Consider the following 15227-nt stretch of genomic DNA (forward strand, 5'->3'; position numbering starts at 1 on the left):
TCAGCCGCCGGCCAACGCCTTGCGGACGTCGTCGATGAAGGCCGGGTCGGGGACGGCGCTGCTCACTTCGCTGCGGGCGAGGACGCGGCCGTCGGCGTCGAGCAGTACCAGCGCGCTGGTGTGGTTGATGCTGCCGTCCTCGCGGAAGCGGTAGCGCACGTCGAGCACGTTGGCCAGGGCGGGTACGTCGTCGGCGTCCGGTTGCAGGAAGCGCCAGCCGTCGCCGACGCGGTGGCGCCCGGCCATGTCGGCCATCACTGCGGGGGTGTCGCGCGCCGGGTCGAGGCTGAGCATGACGATGCCGAGTTTTTCGCGTTGTGCCGGGGTGAGCTGCTTCTGCACGCCCTTGGCGTTCTCGACGATCAGCGGGCACATCAGGTGGCAGTTGGTGTACAGCATGGAAACCAGCTGCGGGCGTCCGCGCAGGTCGTGCCATTGCAGGGCGTGGCCGTCCTGGTCGGTGAAGCCGGCCTGCAGGTGGTACAGCGATTGCCCCGGCAACGCCGGCGCGGTGGTGTCGGCGGCGCGGACCGGCGATGCGAGGGCGGCCATGCCGAGGGCGAGGGCCAGCAGGAGGGGGGAGGATTTCATGGTTGGCTCCTTGCACAGCGGAAACCGAGGTTGCCGAGCGTGCTGGATGGTTGCAGGGCGGACAGCAGGACGAAGCGTTTGACCACGCCGTAGTCGCCGGGGTCGTTGAAGGCCAGTGCGGTGGCGCCGCAGAAGCGCAATGCCTCGCCATCCTCCTGGCCGCGGCGGTCGCCGTCGCCCAGCAGCGAGGTGAAGTCGCCGCTCCATTCCCAGTTGGCACCGTGCAGGCCGTGGATGCCCCAGGCGTTGGCCGGCGCGTCGGCGGCGGCGTCGATGGCGCGCGGGGTGCCGTCGTTGATCTGGCGCAGGCGCCAGGCGCGGTCGTCGCGGGCATCGCGGCGGGTGGCGTCGGCGGCGGCGGCGAACTCCCATTCCAGGAAGGTCGGCAGGCGTGCGCCCTGCGCGCGGCAATAGGCGTCGGCGGCATACCAGTTCACGTGGGCCACCGGGGCGTCGGCGGCAACCGTGGCACCGGGGCCGTCGGCCGTTTCCCAGTAGCCGAGGTAGCCGGGGCTGGCGAACAGCGCCGGGATGCGGTCGCGCCGCCATTGCGGGTGTGCGGCGACGAACGCGGCGAACTGCGCATTCGTCACCGGGTGTTGCATCAGCTGGTAAGGCGCCACCGGCACCAGGCCGGTGGCATCCTCGAAGCGGACCGAGGAATGGAACGCGCCGCCGTCGAGCATCCGGTAGCCCGGTTCCGGGCCGCTGGCGCCGGCGAGCGCCGGTGCCAGGGCCAGGGTGAGCAGCAGTGGCCGCATCCGTTCCATCGCCGGGTTACCTGCCGCCCTGCGGTTCGCCTTCCGGGTACTCGCGGTCGTGCTGCTGGCCGGTGTAGATCTCGTGGTTCTCCTCGCCGGTGACCTTGAGGATGCCCAGCGAACCCTTGTGGAAGGTGCGGAAGATGCTGTGGTCCACCAGCACGAAGTTGCCCGGCACGTCGGCCTTGAATTCGACGATGGCCGAACCGCCCGCCGGGACCAGCGTGGTCTGCACGTTCTCCTGGTACTTGCTGCCGCCTTCGAAGTAGACCTTGTCGAAGATCTCGCCGATGACGTGGAAGCTGGACACCAGGTTCGGGCCGCCGTTGCCGACGAAGATGCGGATCTTCTCGCCGGCCTTGGCGGTGAGCGCGTTGTCGCCGGTCAGCGAGCCTTCCGAGCCGTTGAACACCACGTAGGTCGGGTGCTCGTCGATGGCCTTCTCCAGGCTGAAGGACTGCAGGCCCGGGTCGCCGTGCGCGCCTTCGGTGTAGAAGTCGCCCTGCATCACGTAGAACTCCTTGTCCACCGGCTCCAGGCCTTCCTCCGGCTCGACCAGGATCAGGCCGTACATGCCGTTGGCGATGTGCATGCCCACCGGCGCCATCGCGCAGTGGTACACGTACAGGCCCGGGTTGAGCGCCTTGAAGGTGAACTGCGTTTCATGGCCCGGCAGCGTGTTGGTGGCCTCGGCGCCGCCGCCGGTGCCGGTGACCGCGTGCAGGTCGATGTTGTGCGGCACGTGCGAGCTGTGGTGGTTCTTCAGCTTGAACTCGACCGTGTCGCCCTTGCGCACGCGGATGAAGCTGCCCGGCACCGAGCCGCCGAAGGTCCAGAAGTTGTAGGTGGCGCCGTCGGCGATGCGCATTTCCTTCTCGACCATCTCCAGGTCGACGACGACCTTGGCCGGGGTCTTGCGCGTGATCGGCGGCGGCACCATCGGCGGTGCGGTCAGCACGGCGTGGATGGTTTCCAGCTGCGCGGCGGGGGCCGCGGTCGGCGCCTTGGGCGCGGCGAAGGCCGGCGCGGCGAACATCGCGGCGATGCCGCTGGCGAGGGCGTAGGACAGTACGTGGTGCTGCAAGCGTCTCATGGCGCGTTCCTGAAGTAGCGTCGTTGGTTGACGGGACCTACGTTAGGAGCGCACGCGAATCGCCTCGTTGATTTGCATCAATTCAGGGGCCGCGCATGGCGCCAACGCACCGCTGCTTGACCTGCGTCAAGCCTGCATCCGCGGTCAGCGTGGGGTAGTCGAAAAACCGTGGCGCACCTGCCGCCAGCAGCGCCATTGCGCGTGCAGCCCCAGCGCGTACGCGACGGCCAGCGCGATGCCGGCGATGCAGGAAAAAACAGGGGCGAACACGGCCGGCAACAGCAGCGTGGCCGCCAGCAGGTGCGCATGCAGTACCCGCCGCTTCGTCGCTTCGTCGAACAGGCTGCCCACGCCGGGCACGCGGGTGCCGCGCGGCACCCGCTGGCGCAGCGCGATCCAGGTCAGGAAGCCGGTGATTTCCAGCGCCATGCCGACCACCAGCAACGGCAGGCCGATGCCGAGCACCAGCGCGCCACCCAGCAGCACGTGTCCACCCGGCAGCAGCGCCGCCGCGCCGCCGCCCAGCAGGGCGATGCCGCCCCAGCGCCAGAACCGGCGCAGCAGCGGATTGCGCTGGTACTGCGTGCGTGACTGCACCAGCAGCACACCGGCGGCGAACAGTGCGAACGGCACGGCCATGCCGCGCCATGTGGCGTCCGGCAGCACGCCGCTCCACGCAGCGACGGCGATGGCGAGCGCCGCCAGCACCACGGCCTGCGCCCCGCGCAGCCATGACGGCGGTATCGCGCGCGTGCCTTGCAGCATCGGCAGGGTGACGCTGCCCACCGCAACCAGCAGGCCCAGTACCCAGCCGACGCCGCCGACGATGGCGTGCAGGTTCACCAGTCCGGGCGATACCGGCGTGTGCCAGCCGCTGCGTGCGGCCAGCAGCACCAGTCCCAGCGCCAGCGTCGCCAGCAGCGCCAGTACGGCCATGCCGATGCCGTCGCGCACTGCGCGTTCGCCGTTGCCGCGCGACAGCGCCACCAGCGCCAGCACCGCGAACGCGGCGAGGCTGCCGCCCAGCAGCACGGCGGCAATGGGCGCGAGCCAGCGCAGCGGCGTGGCCAGCGCCAGCAGCAACAGCACCACGCCGGCATTGAAGGCGGCCTGCAACCACGGCACGCAGCGCTGTGCCGGCAGCGGGCTGGTCGCAGCCACCGGCAGGAACTGCACCAGGCTGCCCAGCATCGCGTTGCCCAGCAGGCCCAGCGCCAGCATGTGCACCAGTACCAGCGTCGCCGGTGTCCAGCGTGAGGCCAGCGCCACCTCGCCCTGCCACGCCAGCCACAGGCCGGCGACCACGCCCCACGCCTGCGCCGCCAGCAGGTAACGCATCGGCAGCGCCGGTGCGGGCGCCTGGGTGAATGCCAGCCCGCTCATGCCGCCGGCGGCGTGTCGAGCAGGTGCCGGTCGGAGGCGTGGCAGATGGCGATGCGGGCGCCGCCGTCCGGCGTGTCGTGCACGTGCCAGACGAAGCCCCATTGCGCGAGGATCGGCAGCAGCGGCGCCGGGTACAGGGGCGTCAACGCCAGCAGCAGCTGCCCGGCGGGCAGCGTCTGCAACTGGTCGAGGATGCGCTGCATCGGTTCCGGCGCCGGCAGCTGGCGCAGGTCCAGCCGCAGCGGCGTCAGCCCACCAGCCACAGCAGCCAGCCCAGCGGGTGGTGGGTGCGGGCGATGCCGTAGATCTGCGCGAAGCACAGCAGCGCCGCGGCGACCAGCAGCGCGCGCTTGGCGGTGGCCAGTTTCGGCCGGAACGCGGCGATGCCCAGGCCGATGTAGCCGAGCAGGAAGCCGATCTTCACCCACAGCCAGCCGTTGCCGAAAAAGCCGGCGGGGAAGTTCTTGGCGATGATGGTCAACAGCATCATCGCCGCGGTCAGCAGCACGGTGTCGATGGTGTAGCTCAGGTAGCGCACCGCGGCCAGACGCGGCCAGCGCATGCCGGCCAGCATCGCCAGCGCGCGCAGCGCGAACAGGCCGCCGCTGGCCAGCGCCGAGGCGATGTGCACCAGCTTGATGTCGGGGTAGAAGGTGATCATGCCGAGCATCGTACTCAACCCGGCCGGCCGTCGGCGCGCGGGCTCAGGTAGATCCAGCCGAGGCGGCCCACCCATGGCGCCAGCGCCAGCAGCCAGCCCACCGCGGCCGCGGCCTGCCAGGCCATCGCGTCGGGCGCGATGTCGGCGACGATGCGCATCACCGCCACCGCCTGCAACGCGGCGAAGGCGAACCACGCCACCTTCGGCATCACCATCGGCCGCCCGGAATGGCCCTGCGTCACCCGCGTCACCATCGCCACCAGCAGGCTGCCGAAGAAGCCGATGAACAGCGCGTGCATCGGCGCGCGGCCGAGCACGAACTCGCCGCTGCCCAGGTAGGTGAAGCTCTGCACCAGGTACAGGGCGAAGGTGACCGGCAGCCATGCGGTGCCGATGAACAGCACCGCCAGGATGCCGGGCATGCGCCCGCGCGGCCACCAGCGGTACACCGCCAGCGCGGACAACAGCAGCAGCGGCAGGTCGGCCAGCCACAGCCACGCATAGGCATGCACCAGCTCCAGCCCCAGGTGCGCCATCAGCAGCGCCCACATCGCGCCCAGCCACCACAGCGGCCGCCATGCGCGGTAGCCCGGCACCACGTTGCCGGCGAAGAACGGGAACATGCGGTGGGCCACGGTCATGTACACCGGCAGCAGCAGGCCGATGCTGCCCAGCTTGATGCTGGCGAAGGCCCAGTTCGCCGGTGCGCCCAGGGTGAAGGCGATGAACATCACCAGCCCCAGCCAGCCCAGCAGCAGGCCGGCGAAGCATGAGCGGGCGTGCCAGGTACGGCCCTTTTCGTCGGCCAGCAGCCGCCCCAGCGACAGCAGCGCGCTGGTCCAGCCACCCAGCGCCAGCAGCAGGCCCACGCTGATGCCGGCCTGCCAGCCGGCGGTGCCCAGCAGGATCGCCAGTTGCCCGCCCATCAGTCCCAGCCCCACCGGCACGTAGTGCCAGCGGCTCAGGTCGGGCAGCCCCATCCAGCGCGGGAACACCGTCAGCAGGAAGCCGAAGATGAAGCTGGGCAGCACCAGGTATTGCATCAGCAGGGCATGCAGCCAGCCGGCGTAGACCGAGGTTTCGGGCATGGTCCAGCCGCCCCAGCGCATGGCCAGCAGCCACAGCGCCCACCACAGCATCGCCAGCAGCACGTTGCCGGCGCCGACGAAGAACATCATCCGGTGCGGCGCCTGCGCCAGCCAGGAGGGGGAGAGCCCGCGCAGCGGCGGCGTGGCGCGTGGATCGGGCGGGGGAATGATGTCGATTTTCATGCGCACAGGATGCCGCCGACGCCGCGGGCATGCCTTGACGTGGGTCAGGTTCGCCGGCCGCGAAACGCGGAAGAGCCGCTTGCGCGGCTCTTCCGGTTTCATTGCTGCGCTGGACCGGCACCCCGGGGCGGGGTGCCGGCGCCCGGGTCAGGCCTGGTCGGCCTGGCCCACCGGCAGGGCCGCGGCCTTGCGCGGCGCCACCCACAGGCGCAGCACGAACCAGGCCAGCATCAGCGCACCCACGCTGAACAGCGTGTCGGCCGGCACCCGCATCCACACCAGCATGTCCACGATCGGCTGCTGCATGAACTCGGCCGAGCGGGCGTACCAGTAGCCATGCTTGAGCACCGCGGCCAACTGCAGGATGCCCAGCGGCAGCAGGGTGAAGGCGGCCATGCCGGCCAGGCCGATGTTCAGGGTCCAGAAGGCGGCCTTGAGCAGCTTCTCGTTCCAGACCACCTCGGCCTTGATGCCACGCAGGCAGAACAGCATCAGGCCGATGCCGAGCATGCCGTACACGCCGAACAGCGCGGTGTGGCCATGCGTGGCGGTCAGGTTCAGGCCCTGCATGTAGTACAGCGACAGCGGCGGGTTGACCAGGAAGCCGAACAGGCCGGCGCCCACCAGGTTCCAGAACGAGACGGCCAGGAAGAAGATGATCGGCCACTTGTAGCGGGCCATCCACGGCGTGGCCTTGCCCAGCTTGTAGTTGTGCCACGCCTCGAAGCCGACGTAGGCCAGCGGCACCACTTCCAGCGCCGAGAAGCTCGCGCCGAGGGCGATGACCGAGTTGGGCGTGCCGCTGAAGTACAGGTGGTGCAGGGTGCCCAGCACGCCGCCGGCCATGAACACGATGGTGGCGAACAGCACCGCCACCGTGGCGCTGCGTGCCTGCAGCAGGCCCAGCTTGACGAACAGGAAGCTCATCACCGCCACCGCGAAGACTTCGAAGAAGCCTTCCACCCACAGGTGCACCACCCACCAGCGCCAGTATTCGACCATCGACATGTGGGTGTGCTCGCCCCACATCAGCGCGGCGGCATAGAACAGGCCGATCGCCACCACCGACAGGAACAGCAGCATCACGATGGAGCGGGTCTCGCCCTTGCGGGTCAGGGTCGGCCACAGCGCGCGGCCCACCAGCAGCAGCCACAGCAGCAGGCCGATGAACAGGAACACCTGCCAGAAGCGGCCCATGTCCACGTATTCCCAGCCCTGGTGGCCGAACCAGAAGTTGTGCTGCAGGCCCAGCTTCTGCATCACCGCGAACCACTGGCCGGCAAACGAACCGACCACGATGATGATCAGGCACGTCCACAGGAAGTTCACGCCCAGCCGCTGGAACCGGGGTTCATGCCCGGAGATGGCCGGGGCGATGTACAGGCCCATGCCCAGCCACGCGGTGGCGATCCACAGCACCGCCAGCTGCGTGTGCCAGGTGCGGGTCAGCGCGTAGGGCAGGTACTCGGACAATGCGAAACCGTAGGCCTCCTGGCCTTCCACCTGGTAGTGCGCGGTGGTGGCGCCCAGCAGGATCTGCACCAGGAACAGCGCCATCACCACCCAGAAATACTTGGCGGTGGCGCGCATCGACGGGGTGACCTTGACCGCCGCCAGCGGGTCGGTCCTGGGCAGCACCGGGGCCATTTCGTCGCCGTGGTTGGCCGCGTAGTGCCAGCCCAGCAGGCCGACGCCGCCGATCAGGAACAGCACGCTGAACACCGTCCAGATGAAGGCGTCGGAGGTGACCTTGTTGCCCACCAGCTCGTCGGACGGCCAGTTGGCGGTGTAGGTGATGTCCGAGCCGGGGCGCTCGGTCACCGAGGCCCAGGCCGTCCACCAGAAGAAGGCGGTCAGCTTCTGCCGGCCTTCGGCGTCGGCCACGGTGTTGTTGCGCATGGCGTAGGCCTCGCGCAGCTGCGCCGTCTCCGGCGCGTTGCCGAACAGGCTCTCGTAGTGCGCGGCGACTTTGGCGATGGCCTCGGCGCGGTCGGCGCTGATGTAGATCGCGTCGTCGTTGGCGTCATAGGTATTGGGCCGCAGTTCCTTCTGCACGCGCTTGATGTAGGCCGCCTGTGTGGGTTCGTCCAGCTGCTTGTAGCTGTCCACGCCGGCTTCGCGGCTGGCCCAGATGTCCATCAGGGTCTCGGCTTCGCGGTGCAGCCAGTCCGCGCCCCAGTCCGGGGCCACGTAGCCGCCGTGGCCCCAGATCGAGCCCAGCTGCTGGCCGCCGAAGGATTGCCAGACCTGGCGGCCCTGCTCCATGTCGGCGCGGTCGAAGACGACCTGCCCGGCGGTGGTGACCACCTTGGCCGGCAGTGGCGGGGCCTTGTGGTTGATCTCGCTGCCGACCCATAGCAGGACGGCGAACGAGGCAATGAGCAGGACGGCCAGCCCTGCCCACAGCTTGCGTGTGGAATTCATGGTGCATCTCTCTCCTCGGGGAAGTGCGGGCATCATCGGCGGCGCCCACGGGGGCCTCCATGACACAGGTCAAGCCGGGGGGATTGAGTGCCTGCTAGCGTGTTGCCGGGCGGCGGTGAGGCAGGTCGCCGGCAACCGCTCAGCTTTGGCTCTGGCTTTTGCTTTTGCTACGGCTGTTGCTTTGGGGCTTTTGACTTCCCCTGCCGTAGAGCGAGCCGAGCACCGCAGCGGGACGGGGGGCGAAGAGGCGCACGTGTTTGAGCGAAGCGAGTTGTGCGCCGTCCCCCCGGCCCGCGAGGAGCGCAGGGGACCGATGCGGCGCAGCCGCATCGGCTCGCGTCCCGGCTGTGCTTGACCAGCCATTCGGCTGTTGAAAAGCGCTTCTTTTGGTTACTTTTCTTTGCACAAGCAAAGAGGCGCTTTTCAACAGCCGAATGGCTGGTCAAAGTGACTCGCTCCTGCGAAGCAGGAGTGAAAGCTCTGCTTTAAAGCGCTTGCTTCGGCTTTCGTCGTTGCTTCTCTTCTGCTTGGGAAAGGCAATGGCAAAAACAATGGCAAAGGCTTTCGCTCCCCTTTCGGGGAGCGAGCTACTTTTCTCTGCTCGTGCAAAGAAAAGGTAGCCAAAAGAAGCGCTTTTCAACAGCCGAATGGCTGGTCAAGCACGCCCTGCCTCCGCGCCCACGGCACTGCGTGCCGTGGGTCCACTCCGCCGCCGGGATTTTTCGACACGACATCCATGTCGTGTCGAAAAACGACGTGCATCCGTGCACGTCGCCCCTGCGGGGTCTTGTCCGTCGGCTCCGTCGCTGCGGAAGGGAACCCGGAAGATCAAAAGCGCAGGAGCAAAAGCAAAATCACTGGCAACGGCAACGGCAACGGCAACGGCAACGGCAACGGCAACGGCCAGCGCCGGGCGTGTTCGGATGCGTAGGTCGGGGCTACGCCCCCGACGGCGTGATGCCGGATCCACCGAGAGCACCGGGGCATCGCCCCGACACGCTCAATCGCGCAGCACGGTCAGCGCCAGCGCTTCCAGCCGCGGCAGGTCGATGATTTCCACGTCGCGCTGCTTGATGTGCAGCAGGCTGTCCTGTTCGAACCGGCGCAGCACCCGGCTCACCGTTTCCGGCGCCTGGCGCAGGTAGTTGGCGATGTCGGTGCGGGTCATCGTCAGCTGGAACCGGCGCGGCGAGAAACCGCGCGCCGCCAGCCGCCGCGACAGGCCGATCAGGAACGCCGCCATGCGCTCGTCGGCGGTGTTGTCGCGCGCGAACAGCGAGGCGATGCCGATGTCGCGGCTCATCAGCCGGAACAGGTGCTGCTGCAGGTTGGGCAGGCGCGCGGCCAGCAGCGCGATCCGCGGGAACGAGAACCGGCACAGCATCACCGTGTCCAGCGCCACCGCGTTGCACGGGTAGCGGTCGTCGTGGATCGCGTTCAGGCCGATCACCTCGCCGGGCAGGTGGAAGCCCAGCACCTGCTCGTGGCCGTTGCGGTCGATCTGGTAGGTCTTGACCGTGCCGGCGCGCACCGCGGCGATGGCGCCGAACGGGTCGCCCTCGCGGAACACGTGCTCGCCCGGGTGCAGCGGGCCGACGTGCTCGACCAGCACGTGCAGGTCCATCAGCGCGCCCTTGTCCATGCCCTCGGACAGGCAGGCCTGCGAGAACGCGCAGGTCGAGCAGAAGGTCAGCGCGTCGCCGTCGTCGGCCAGCACGCTGACGTCGGTGCGCGGAAACACCAACGGCGAGGTCATGCGGCCGCTCCCGACGGAATCGTCACGCCGTGCGCGTTCACACCGTGCGCGAGAAGCGGGGGGTTGCCGTGGCGGCAGCAGCAGTGGGCAGGTAGCGGTCGAAGCACATGGCGATGATACGCAACAGCAGCCGTCCCCGCGAGGTGGTGCGCAGGCTGCCCTCGTCCAGTTCCACCAGCCCGTCCTCGCGCAGCGGCTGCAGGCGCTGCAGGGCCTCGGCGAAATACTGGCGGAAGTCGATCACGTGGCGGCGGCCGAGGTCGCCATAGTCCAGCGCGCCGTGGCACATCAGCTGCTGGATCACGTCGGCGCGGATCACGTCGTCCTCTTCCAGGCGCATGCCGCGCCACACCGGCAGGTGGCCCTGGTCGATGGCCTTCTCCCAGCTGAGCAGGTCGCGCGGGTTCTGGCTGAAGCTCGGGCCGATGTGGCTGATGGCGCTCACCCCCAGCCCCAGCAGGTCGCTTTCGGCGTGGGTGGTGTAGCCCATGAAGTTGCGGTGCAGGCTGCCGTTGCGCTGCGCCACCGCCAGGCTGTCGCCGGGCAGGGCGAAATGGTCCATGCCGATGTAGACGTAGCCGGCTTCGCCGAGTTTGTCGATGGCGCATTGCAGCAGCGCCAGCTTGGTTTCCGGCGACGGCAGGTCCTCGGCGTGGATGCGCTGCTGCGGGCGGAACATCGACGGCAGGTGCGCGTAGCTGTAGATCGCCAGCCGGTCCGGGCGCGCTTCCAGGGTGATGTCCAGGGTGCGCGAGAAGCCTTCGATGCTCTGCCTGGGCAGGCCGTAGATCAGGTCCACGTTGACCGACTGCAGGCCGTGCCGGCGGCAGGCGTCGATGATGTCCAGCGTCTGCTCCACGCTCTGGATGCGGTTGACCGCGCGCTGCACCTCCGGGTCGAAATCCTGCACGCCGAGGCTGGCGCGGTTGAAGCCGGCCGCGGCCAGTTCGCCGACCTCTTCGGGGGTGATGAAGCGCGGGTCCAACTCGATCGAGCAGTCCAGCCGCTGCGGCGCGGCGAAGGAGAAATGCCGGCGCAGCACGTCCATCACTTCGGCGATCTGCGCCGGCGACAGGAAGTTGGGGGTGCCGCCGCCGAAGTGCACCTGCTCGACGTCGCGGTCGCGGTCGAACAGGGTGGAGGTCATGGCCACCTCGCGGTACAGCCGGGTCAGGTAGGTGGCGCCGCGGGCGGTGTCGCGGGTGATGATGCGGTTGCAGCCGCAGTAGAAGCAGGGGCTGGTGCAGAACGGGATGTGCAGGTACAGGGACAATGGCCGCGGGATCGGGTCGCCGTTGCTGACGGCGGCCATCTGCCGCAGGTCGGCCTCGCCGAACGTCGAGGAGAACTGCGGCGCGGTCGGGTAGGAGGTATAGCGTGGCCCCGGCGTGTCGTAGCGCCGCAGCAGCTCGGGGTCGAACAGGGAGGAAAGGCTGGCCATGCCCGGCAGACTAGGTGCGGGCGCCGGGGTTGTCCTTGACGTGGGTCAATCGAGGCCGCCGCCGGGCCTCGGGTGGCGCGCGCTAGAATCGACCGGGACGCGATTCCAGACCATGCAAAGGAGCCCCATGAGCGCCGCCCGCTATGCCGTCTTCGGCCAACCCATCGCCCACTCGCAGTCGCCGCACATCCATGCCGCGTTTGCCCGGGCGCAGGGCATCGCGCTGGACTACCGCGCCATCGAGGCGTCGCCGCAGGAGTTCGCCGCGGCGCTGGAGGCGTTCGCCGCCGAGGGCGGCGTGGGCGCCAACGTCACCCTGCCGCACAAGGAAGCGGCGTTCGCGCTGTGCGCCACCACCACCTCGCGCGCGCACCGGGCCGGCGCGGTCAACACCCTGCTGCGCAAGGGCGATGGCTGGCATGGCGACAACACCGACGGCATCGGCCTGGTGCGCGACCTCACCGGCCGCCACGGCCTGGACCTGCGCGGCCGCCGCGTGCTGCTGCTGGGTGCCGGCGGCGCCGCGCGCGGCATCGCCCCGGCGTTGCTGGACGCCGGCATCCTCGAACTGGTCGTCGCCAACCGCAGCCCGGCGCGCGCCGATGCGCTGGTCGATGCGATGGCCGAGCCGGGGCGGGCGATTTCCGCCTACTGGGAGGACCTGCGCGAGCAGGGCGATTTCGAACTGGTCATCAACGCCACCTCCGCCGGCCGCGACAAGGACGCCGCGTTCCAGCTGCCGCTGTCGCTGGTCAACAGCCTGACCACCGCGGTGGACCTGAACTACGGCGGCGCGGCGATCGCCTTCCTGGCCTGGGCGCGCGCGGCCGGCTGCCGCAACAGCTTCGACGGGCTGGGCATGCTGGTCGAGCAGGCGGCCGAGAGCTTCCGGCTGTGGCACGGCGTGCGCCCGGACACCGATGCGGTCTACGCCGAGCTGCGCGAGCGCGCCAGTACCCTGGTCACGGCGGACTGAGCGGCATGGACAACGCGCAGTTGCTGACCACGCTGCTGGTGTCGATCGGCTACCGCCTGCCGGTGCTGATCGCGCTGGGCGTGGCGCTGGTGCTGCTGGGTGGCGCGCCGAAGGCGGTGGCGCGCACCGCGGCGTTGTGGGCCTTGTCGCTGCTGATGGCGGCGACGCTGCTGGGCGGGGTGCTGTCGGTGCTGCCGCTGCTGATGATCGCCGCCGGCAATTTCGACCGCATCGGCGCGCTCAACACCATGCTGGGCGCGGCCCACTTCGCGCTGTCGCTGCTGGAGGCGGCCGGCTTCGTGCTGCTGGCCTGGGCGCTGGTGCGGGCGCTGCGCGGAAACGCAGCCCGACCATAGGAGCGCACCTTGGTGCGCGATGGGGTTCTACCGGGAAAGCTTCTGCTTCCCGTGGATGCGGGGCTTGCCCCGTATGGGGCTTCCCCGGCAAGGCCCCGTGTGGGGCAAGCCCCACATCTACGAGCGGCAAGGGAAATCAGCCGCTGCCCAGCGCGTGCACGATCCCGACCACATCGCCTTCGTTCAATTGCATGGGTCTTCCCTGCGCATTCCTGCGCTGCTTGTCCGTAGATGCGGGGCATGCCCCGCATGGGGCCTTCATGGTGTGGCCAGTGCCGGGCAAGCCCGGCACCTACGGCATGCGGGTCGTTGTGGGAAAATGCCGGCCATGAACGGAGCAGGCGGCGGATCGGCGTGACGGAGAAGGTGGAAGCGCCGCGGGCGTTGACCGAAGAGGTGAAGACGGCCATCCGCGACGCCTACGCGAAGCTGCAGGCCAATACCCCCGGCTTCAGCACGCGCCGCTCGCAGAGCCAGATGATCGGGGTGGCCTCGCGCGCGCTGGCCACCGGCGGCGTGGGCGTGGTCGAGGCACCTACCGGCGTCGGCAAGAGCCTGGGTTACCTCACCGCCGGGGTGCCGATTGCCTTGGCGTCGAAGAAGAAGCTGGTCATCAGCACCGGCACCGTGGCGTTGCAGTCGCAGCTGGTCGAGCGCGACATCCCCAATTTCCTGAAGGCCACCGGCCTGCAGGCCACGGTGGCGCTGGCCAAGGGCCGCACCCGCTACCTGTGCACGCGCAACGCCGCCGAGGCGCAGGGCGAGGGCGCGCAGGAGGGCATGTTCGGCGACGAGGTGCTGCTGCACGACCGGCCGTTGGCGCCGATCGAGATGGACGTGGCCGGCAAGCTGGTGCGCGCCTTCGGCGAAGGCCGCTGGAACGGCGACCTCGACAATGCGCCGGAAAACGTCAGCCCCGGCCTGCGCGTGCGCATCACCACGCCAGCCTCCGGTTGCGCTGGCCGCCGCTGCGCGTATTCGGCGCAATGCCCGGTGCTGCGCGCGCGCAGCGAGGTGCGCGAGGCGCAGATCGTGGTCACCAACCACGCGCTGCTGCTGTCGGCCTTGTCCATTGGCGAAAGCGACAACGGCCAGCCGCTGATCGCCGCGCCCGCCGACATGCTGCTGGTGCTGGACGAAGGCCACCACGTCGGCAACGTCGCCATCGATCAGGGCGCGGCCAGCCTGCCGCTGGACGACATGGCGCGGCGCACCGGGCGTTTGCAGATCATCATCGCCGCCGCCTACCGCGCGGTGGACAAGGACAAGCTGGGCAACCTGCTGCCGAACGAGGCCATTGAAGTCGCCGCGCGCGTCAGCAAGCTGCTCAAGGCCTTCGCCGACGGCATCGCGCAGGTGTGGACGCCGGCGCCGGACGAGCGCGAGCCGCTGTGGCGCGCCGCCAACGGCCGCCTGCCCGAGGCGTGGAAACAGCCCATCGAGGAACTGGCCGACGAAACCCGCAGCCTGCTGAACTGGGCCACCGCCGCGACCTCGCAGGTCGCCAAGGCCAAGCCCGAGGACGCCGGCCACGAGCGTTTGCAACGCAGCCTCGGCATGGCGCTGGAGATGATCCAGCAGCAGTATGACCTGTGGGCCGGCTGGCGCCGCGAGGACAAGGAAGGGCAGCCGCCGATGGCACGCTGGATCACGCTCACCCGCGACGGCGAGCACGTGCTGCACTGCTCGCCGGTGTCGGCGGCGATGGTGCTGCGCAAGCTGCTGTGGGACGAAGTGGATTCGGTGGTGATGACCTCGGCCACCCTGACCGGCGGCGGCGATTTCCAGTCATTGGCGATCGACAACGGCATCCCCGAGGAAGCGGAGATGGTGTCGCTGGCCTCGCCGTTCGACCTGCCCAATCAGGCGCAACTGGTGGTGCCGCCATTCCCGGTGACGCCGGACGACCGCGAGCGCCATCCGAAGGAAGTGGCGAAGTATCTGGCTGCCGAACTGGACTGGGACAAGGGCAGCATGGTGCTGTTCACCTCGCGCTGGAAGATGGAGAAGGTGGCTGAGCTGATGCCGGCCACGCTGCGCAGGAAGGTGCTGGTGCAGGGCGAGGGCGCCAAGCAGAAGATGATCGACGAGCACCTGCGCCGCACCGCCGCCGGGGAGGGCTCGGTGCTGTTCGGGCTGAACTCGTTCGGCGAGGGGCTGGATCTGCCGGGCGAGGCCTGCACCACGGTGGTCATCACCCAGGTGCCGTTCGCGGTGCCGACCGACCCGCAGACCTCGACCCTGAGCGAATGGTTCGAGAGCCGTGGCCTCAATTCATTCAACTTGATTGCGATCCCGCACGCACTGCGCACGCTGACACAGTTCGCCGGGCGCCTGATCCGCACCTCCACCGACACCGGCCGCGTCATCATCCTCGACTCGCGGCTGCTCACGCGCCGCTACGGCAAGCGCATCATCGACGCGCTGCCGCCGTTCAGGCGGGTGATCGGGTAGTGCCGGCCGCTGGCCGGCAACTGCATGAATGTCGGGTGATGCGAGGTTGCCGGCCGGCGG

At 69.3% G+C, this 15227-nt stretch carries 13 protein-coding genes; 3 read left to right on the plus strand and 10 right to left on the minus strand.

Features of this window, described 5'->3' with window-relative positions:
- The 10 genes from MIC98_RS02865 to hemN all read right to left on the minus strand — a co-directional run bounded on the left by MIC98_RS02865 (position 1) and on the right by hemN (position 11381).
- Positions 1-591: an SCO family protein gene (locus MIC98_RS02865; protein ID WP_239735345.1), complete on the minus strand. Its 591-nt coding sequence runs from the start codon at positions 589-591 to the stop codon at positions 1-3.
- Positions 588-1361, minus strand: coding sequence for a formylglycine-generating enzyme family protein (locus tag MIC98_RS02870; RefSeq protein ID WP_239735347.1), 774 nt, complete (start codon positions 1359-1361; stop codon positions 588-590). The genes MIC98_RS02865 and MIC98_RS02870 overlap by 4 nt, the downstream gene beginning before the upstream one ends.
- A gap of 7 nt (positions 1362-1368) precedes the next feature.
- The gene (gene nirK, locus MIC98_RS02875) at positions 1369-2445 is read right to left on the minus strand and encodes a copper-containing nitrite reductase (RefSeq protein WP_239735349.1); all 1077 of its coding nucleotides are present in this window, start codon (positions 2443-2445) and stop codon (positions 1369-1371) included.
- Between the two features lie 144 nt (positions 2446-2589).
- Positions 2590-3828 carry a hypothetical protein gene (locus MIC98_RS02880; RefSeq protein WP_239735352.1) on the minus strand — a complete coding sequence of 413 codons (1239 nt, stop codon included), beginning with the start codon at positions 3826-3828 and terminating at the stop codon, positions 2590-2592.
- Complete coding sequence (locus tag MIC98_RS02885; protein WP_239735354.1) at positions 3825-4091, minus strand: DUF2249 domain-containing protein; 267 nt, start codon at positions 4089-4091, stop codon at positions 3825-3827. The genes MIC98_RS02880 and MIC98_RS02885 overlap by 4 nt, the downstream gene beginning before the upstream one ends.
- The gene (locus MIC98_RS02890) at positions 4076-4489 is read right to left on the minus strand and encodes a SirB2 family protein (protein WP_057641895.1); all 414 of its coding nucleotides are present in this window, start codon (positions 4487-4489) and stop codon (positions 4076-4078) included. The genes MIC98_RS02885 and MIC98_RS02890 overlap by 16 nt, the downstream gene beginning before the upstream one ends.
- Positions 4490-4503: 14 nt before the next feature.
- Positions 4504-5760, minus strand: coding sequence for an NnrS family protein (locus MIC98_RS02895; protein ID WP_057641879.1), 1257 nt, complete (start codon positions 5758-5760; stop codon positions 4504-4506).
- Positions 5761-5907: 147 nt separating this feature from the next.
- A complete protein-coding gene (locus MIC98_RS02900) occupies positions 5908-8184 on the minus strand; it encodes a nitric-oxide reductase large subunit (protein WP_057641877.1) in 2277 nt (758 codons plus the stop codon).
- Positions 8185-9184: 1000 nt separating this feature from the next.
- On the minus strand, positions 9185-9940 hold the full coding sequence (locus MIC98_RS02905; RefSeq protein WP_239735356.1) for a helix-turn-helix domain-containing protein: 756 nt from the start codon (positions 9938-9940) through the stop codon (positions 9185-9187).
- A 37-nt stretch (positions 9941-9977) separates the two neighbouring features.
- Positions 9978-11381 carry an oxygen-independent coproporphyrinogen III oxidase gene (hemN, locus tag MIC98_RS02910; RefSeq protein ID WP_239735358.1) on the minus strand — a complete coding sequence of 468 codons (1404 nt, stop codon included), beginning with the start codon at positions 11379-11381 and terminating at the stop codon, positions 9978-9980.
- A gap of 127 nt (positions 11382-11508) precedes the next feature.
- Between hemN and aroE the strand changes: the two genes are divergently transcribed.
- From aroE to dinG, 3 genes are all read left to right on the plus strand, one after another.
- Positions 11509-12357, plus strand: a complete 849-nt coding sequence (gene aroE, locus MIC98_RS02915; RefSeq protein ID WP_057641873.1) for a shikimate dehydrogenase — start codon at positions 11509-11511, stop codon at positions 12355-12357.
- Positions 12358-12362: 5 nt separating this feature from the next.
- Entirely contained in the window at positions 12363-12713 is a 351-nt protein-coding gene (locus MIC98_RS02920; RefSeq protein WP_239735360.1) for a hypothetical protein, read from the plus strand.
- A 354-nt stretch (positions 12714-13067) separates the two neighbouring features.
- The gene (dinG, locus tag MIC98_RS02925) at positions 13068-15167 is read left to right on the plus strand and encodes an ATP-dependent DNA helicase DinG (RefSeq protein WP_239735362.1); all 2100 of its coding nucleotides are present in this window, start codon (positions 13068-13070) and stop codon (positions 15165-15167) included.
- Positions 15168-15227 lie beyond the last annotated feature (60 nt).

This window comes from Stenotrophomonas sp. NLF4-10 (genome assembly GCF_022359915.1).
GTDB classification, from domain to species: Bacteria; Pseudomonadota; Gammaproteobacteria; order Xanthomonadales; family Xanthomonadaceae; genus Stenotrophomonas; species Stenotrophomonas daejeonensis.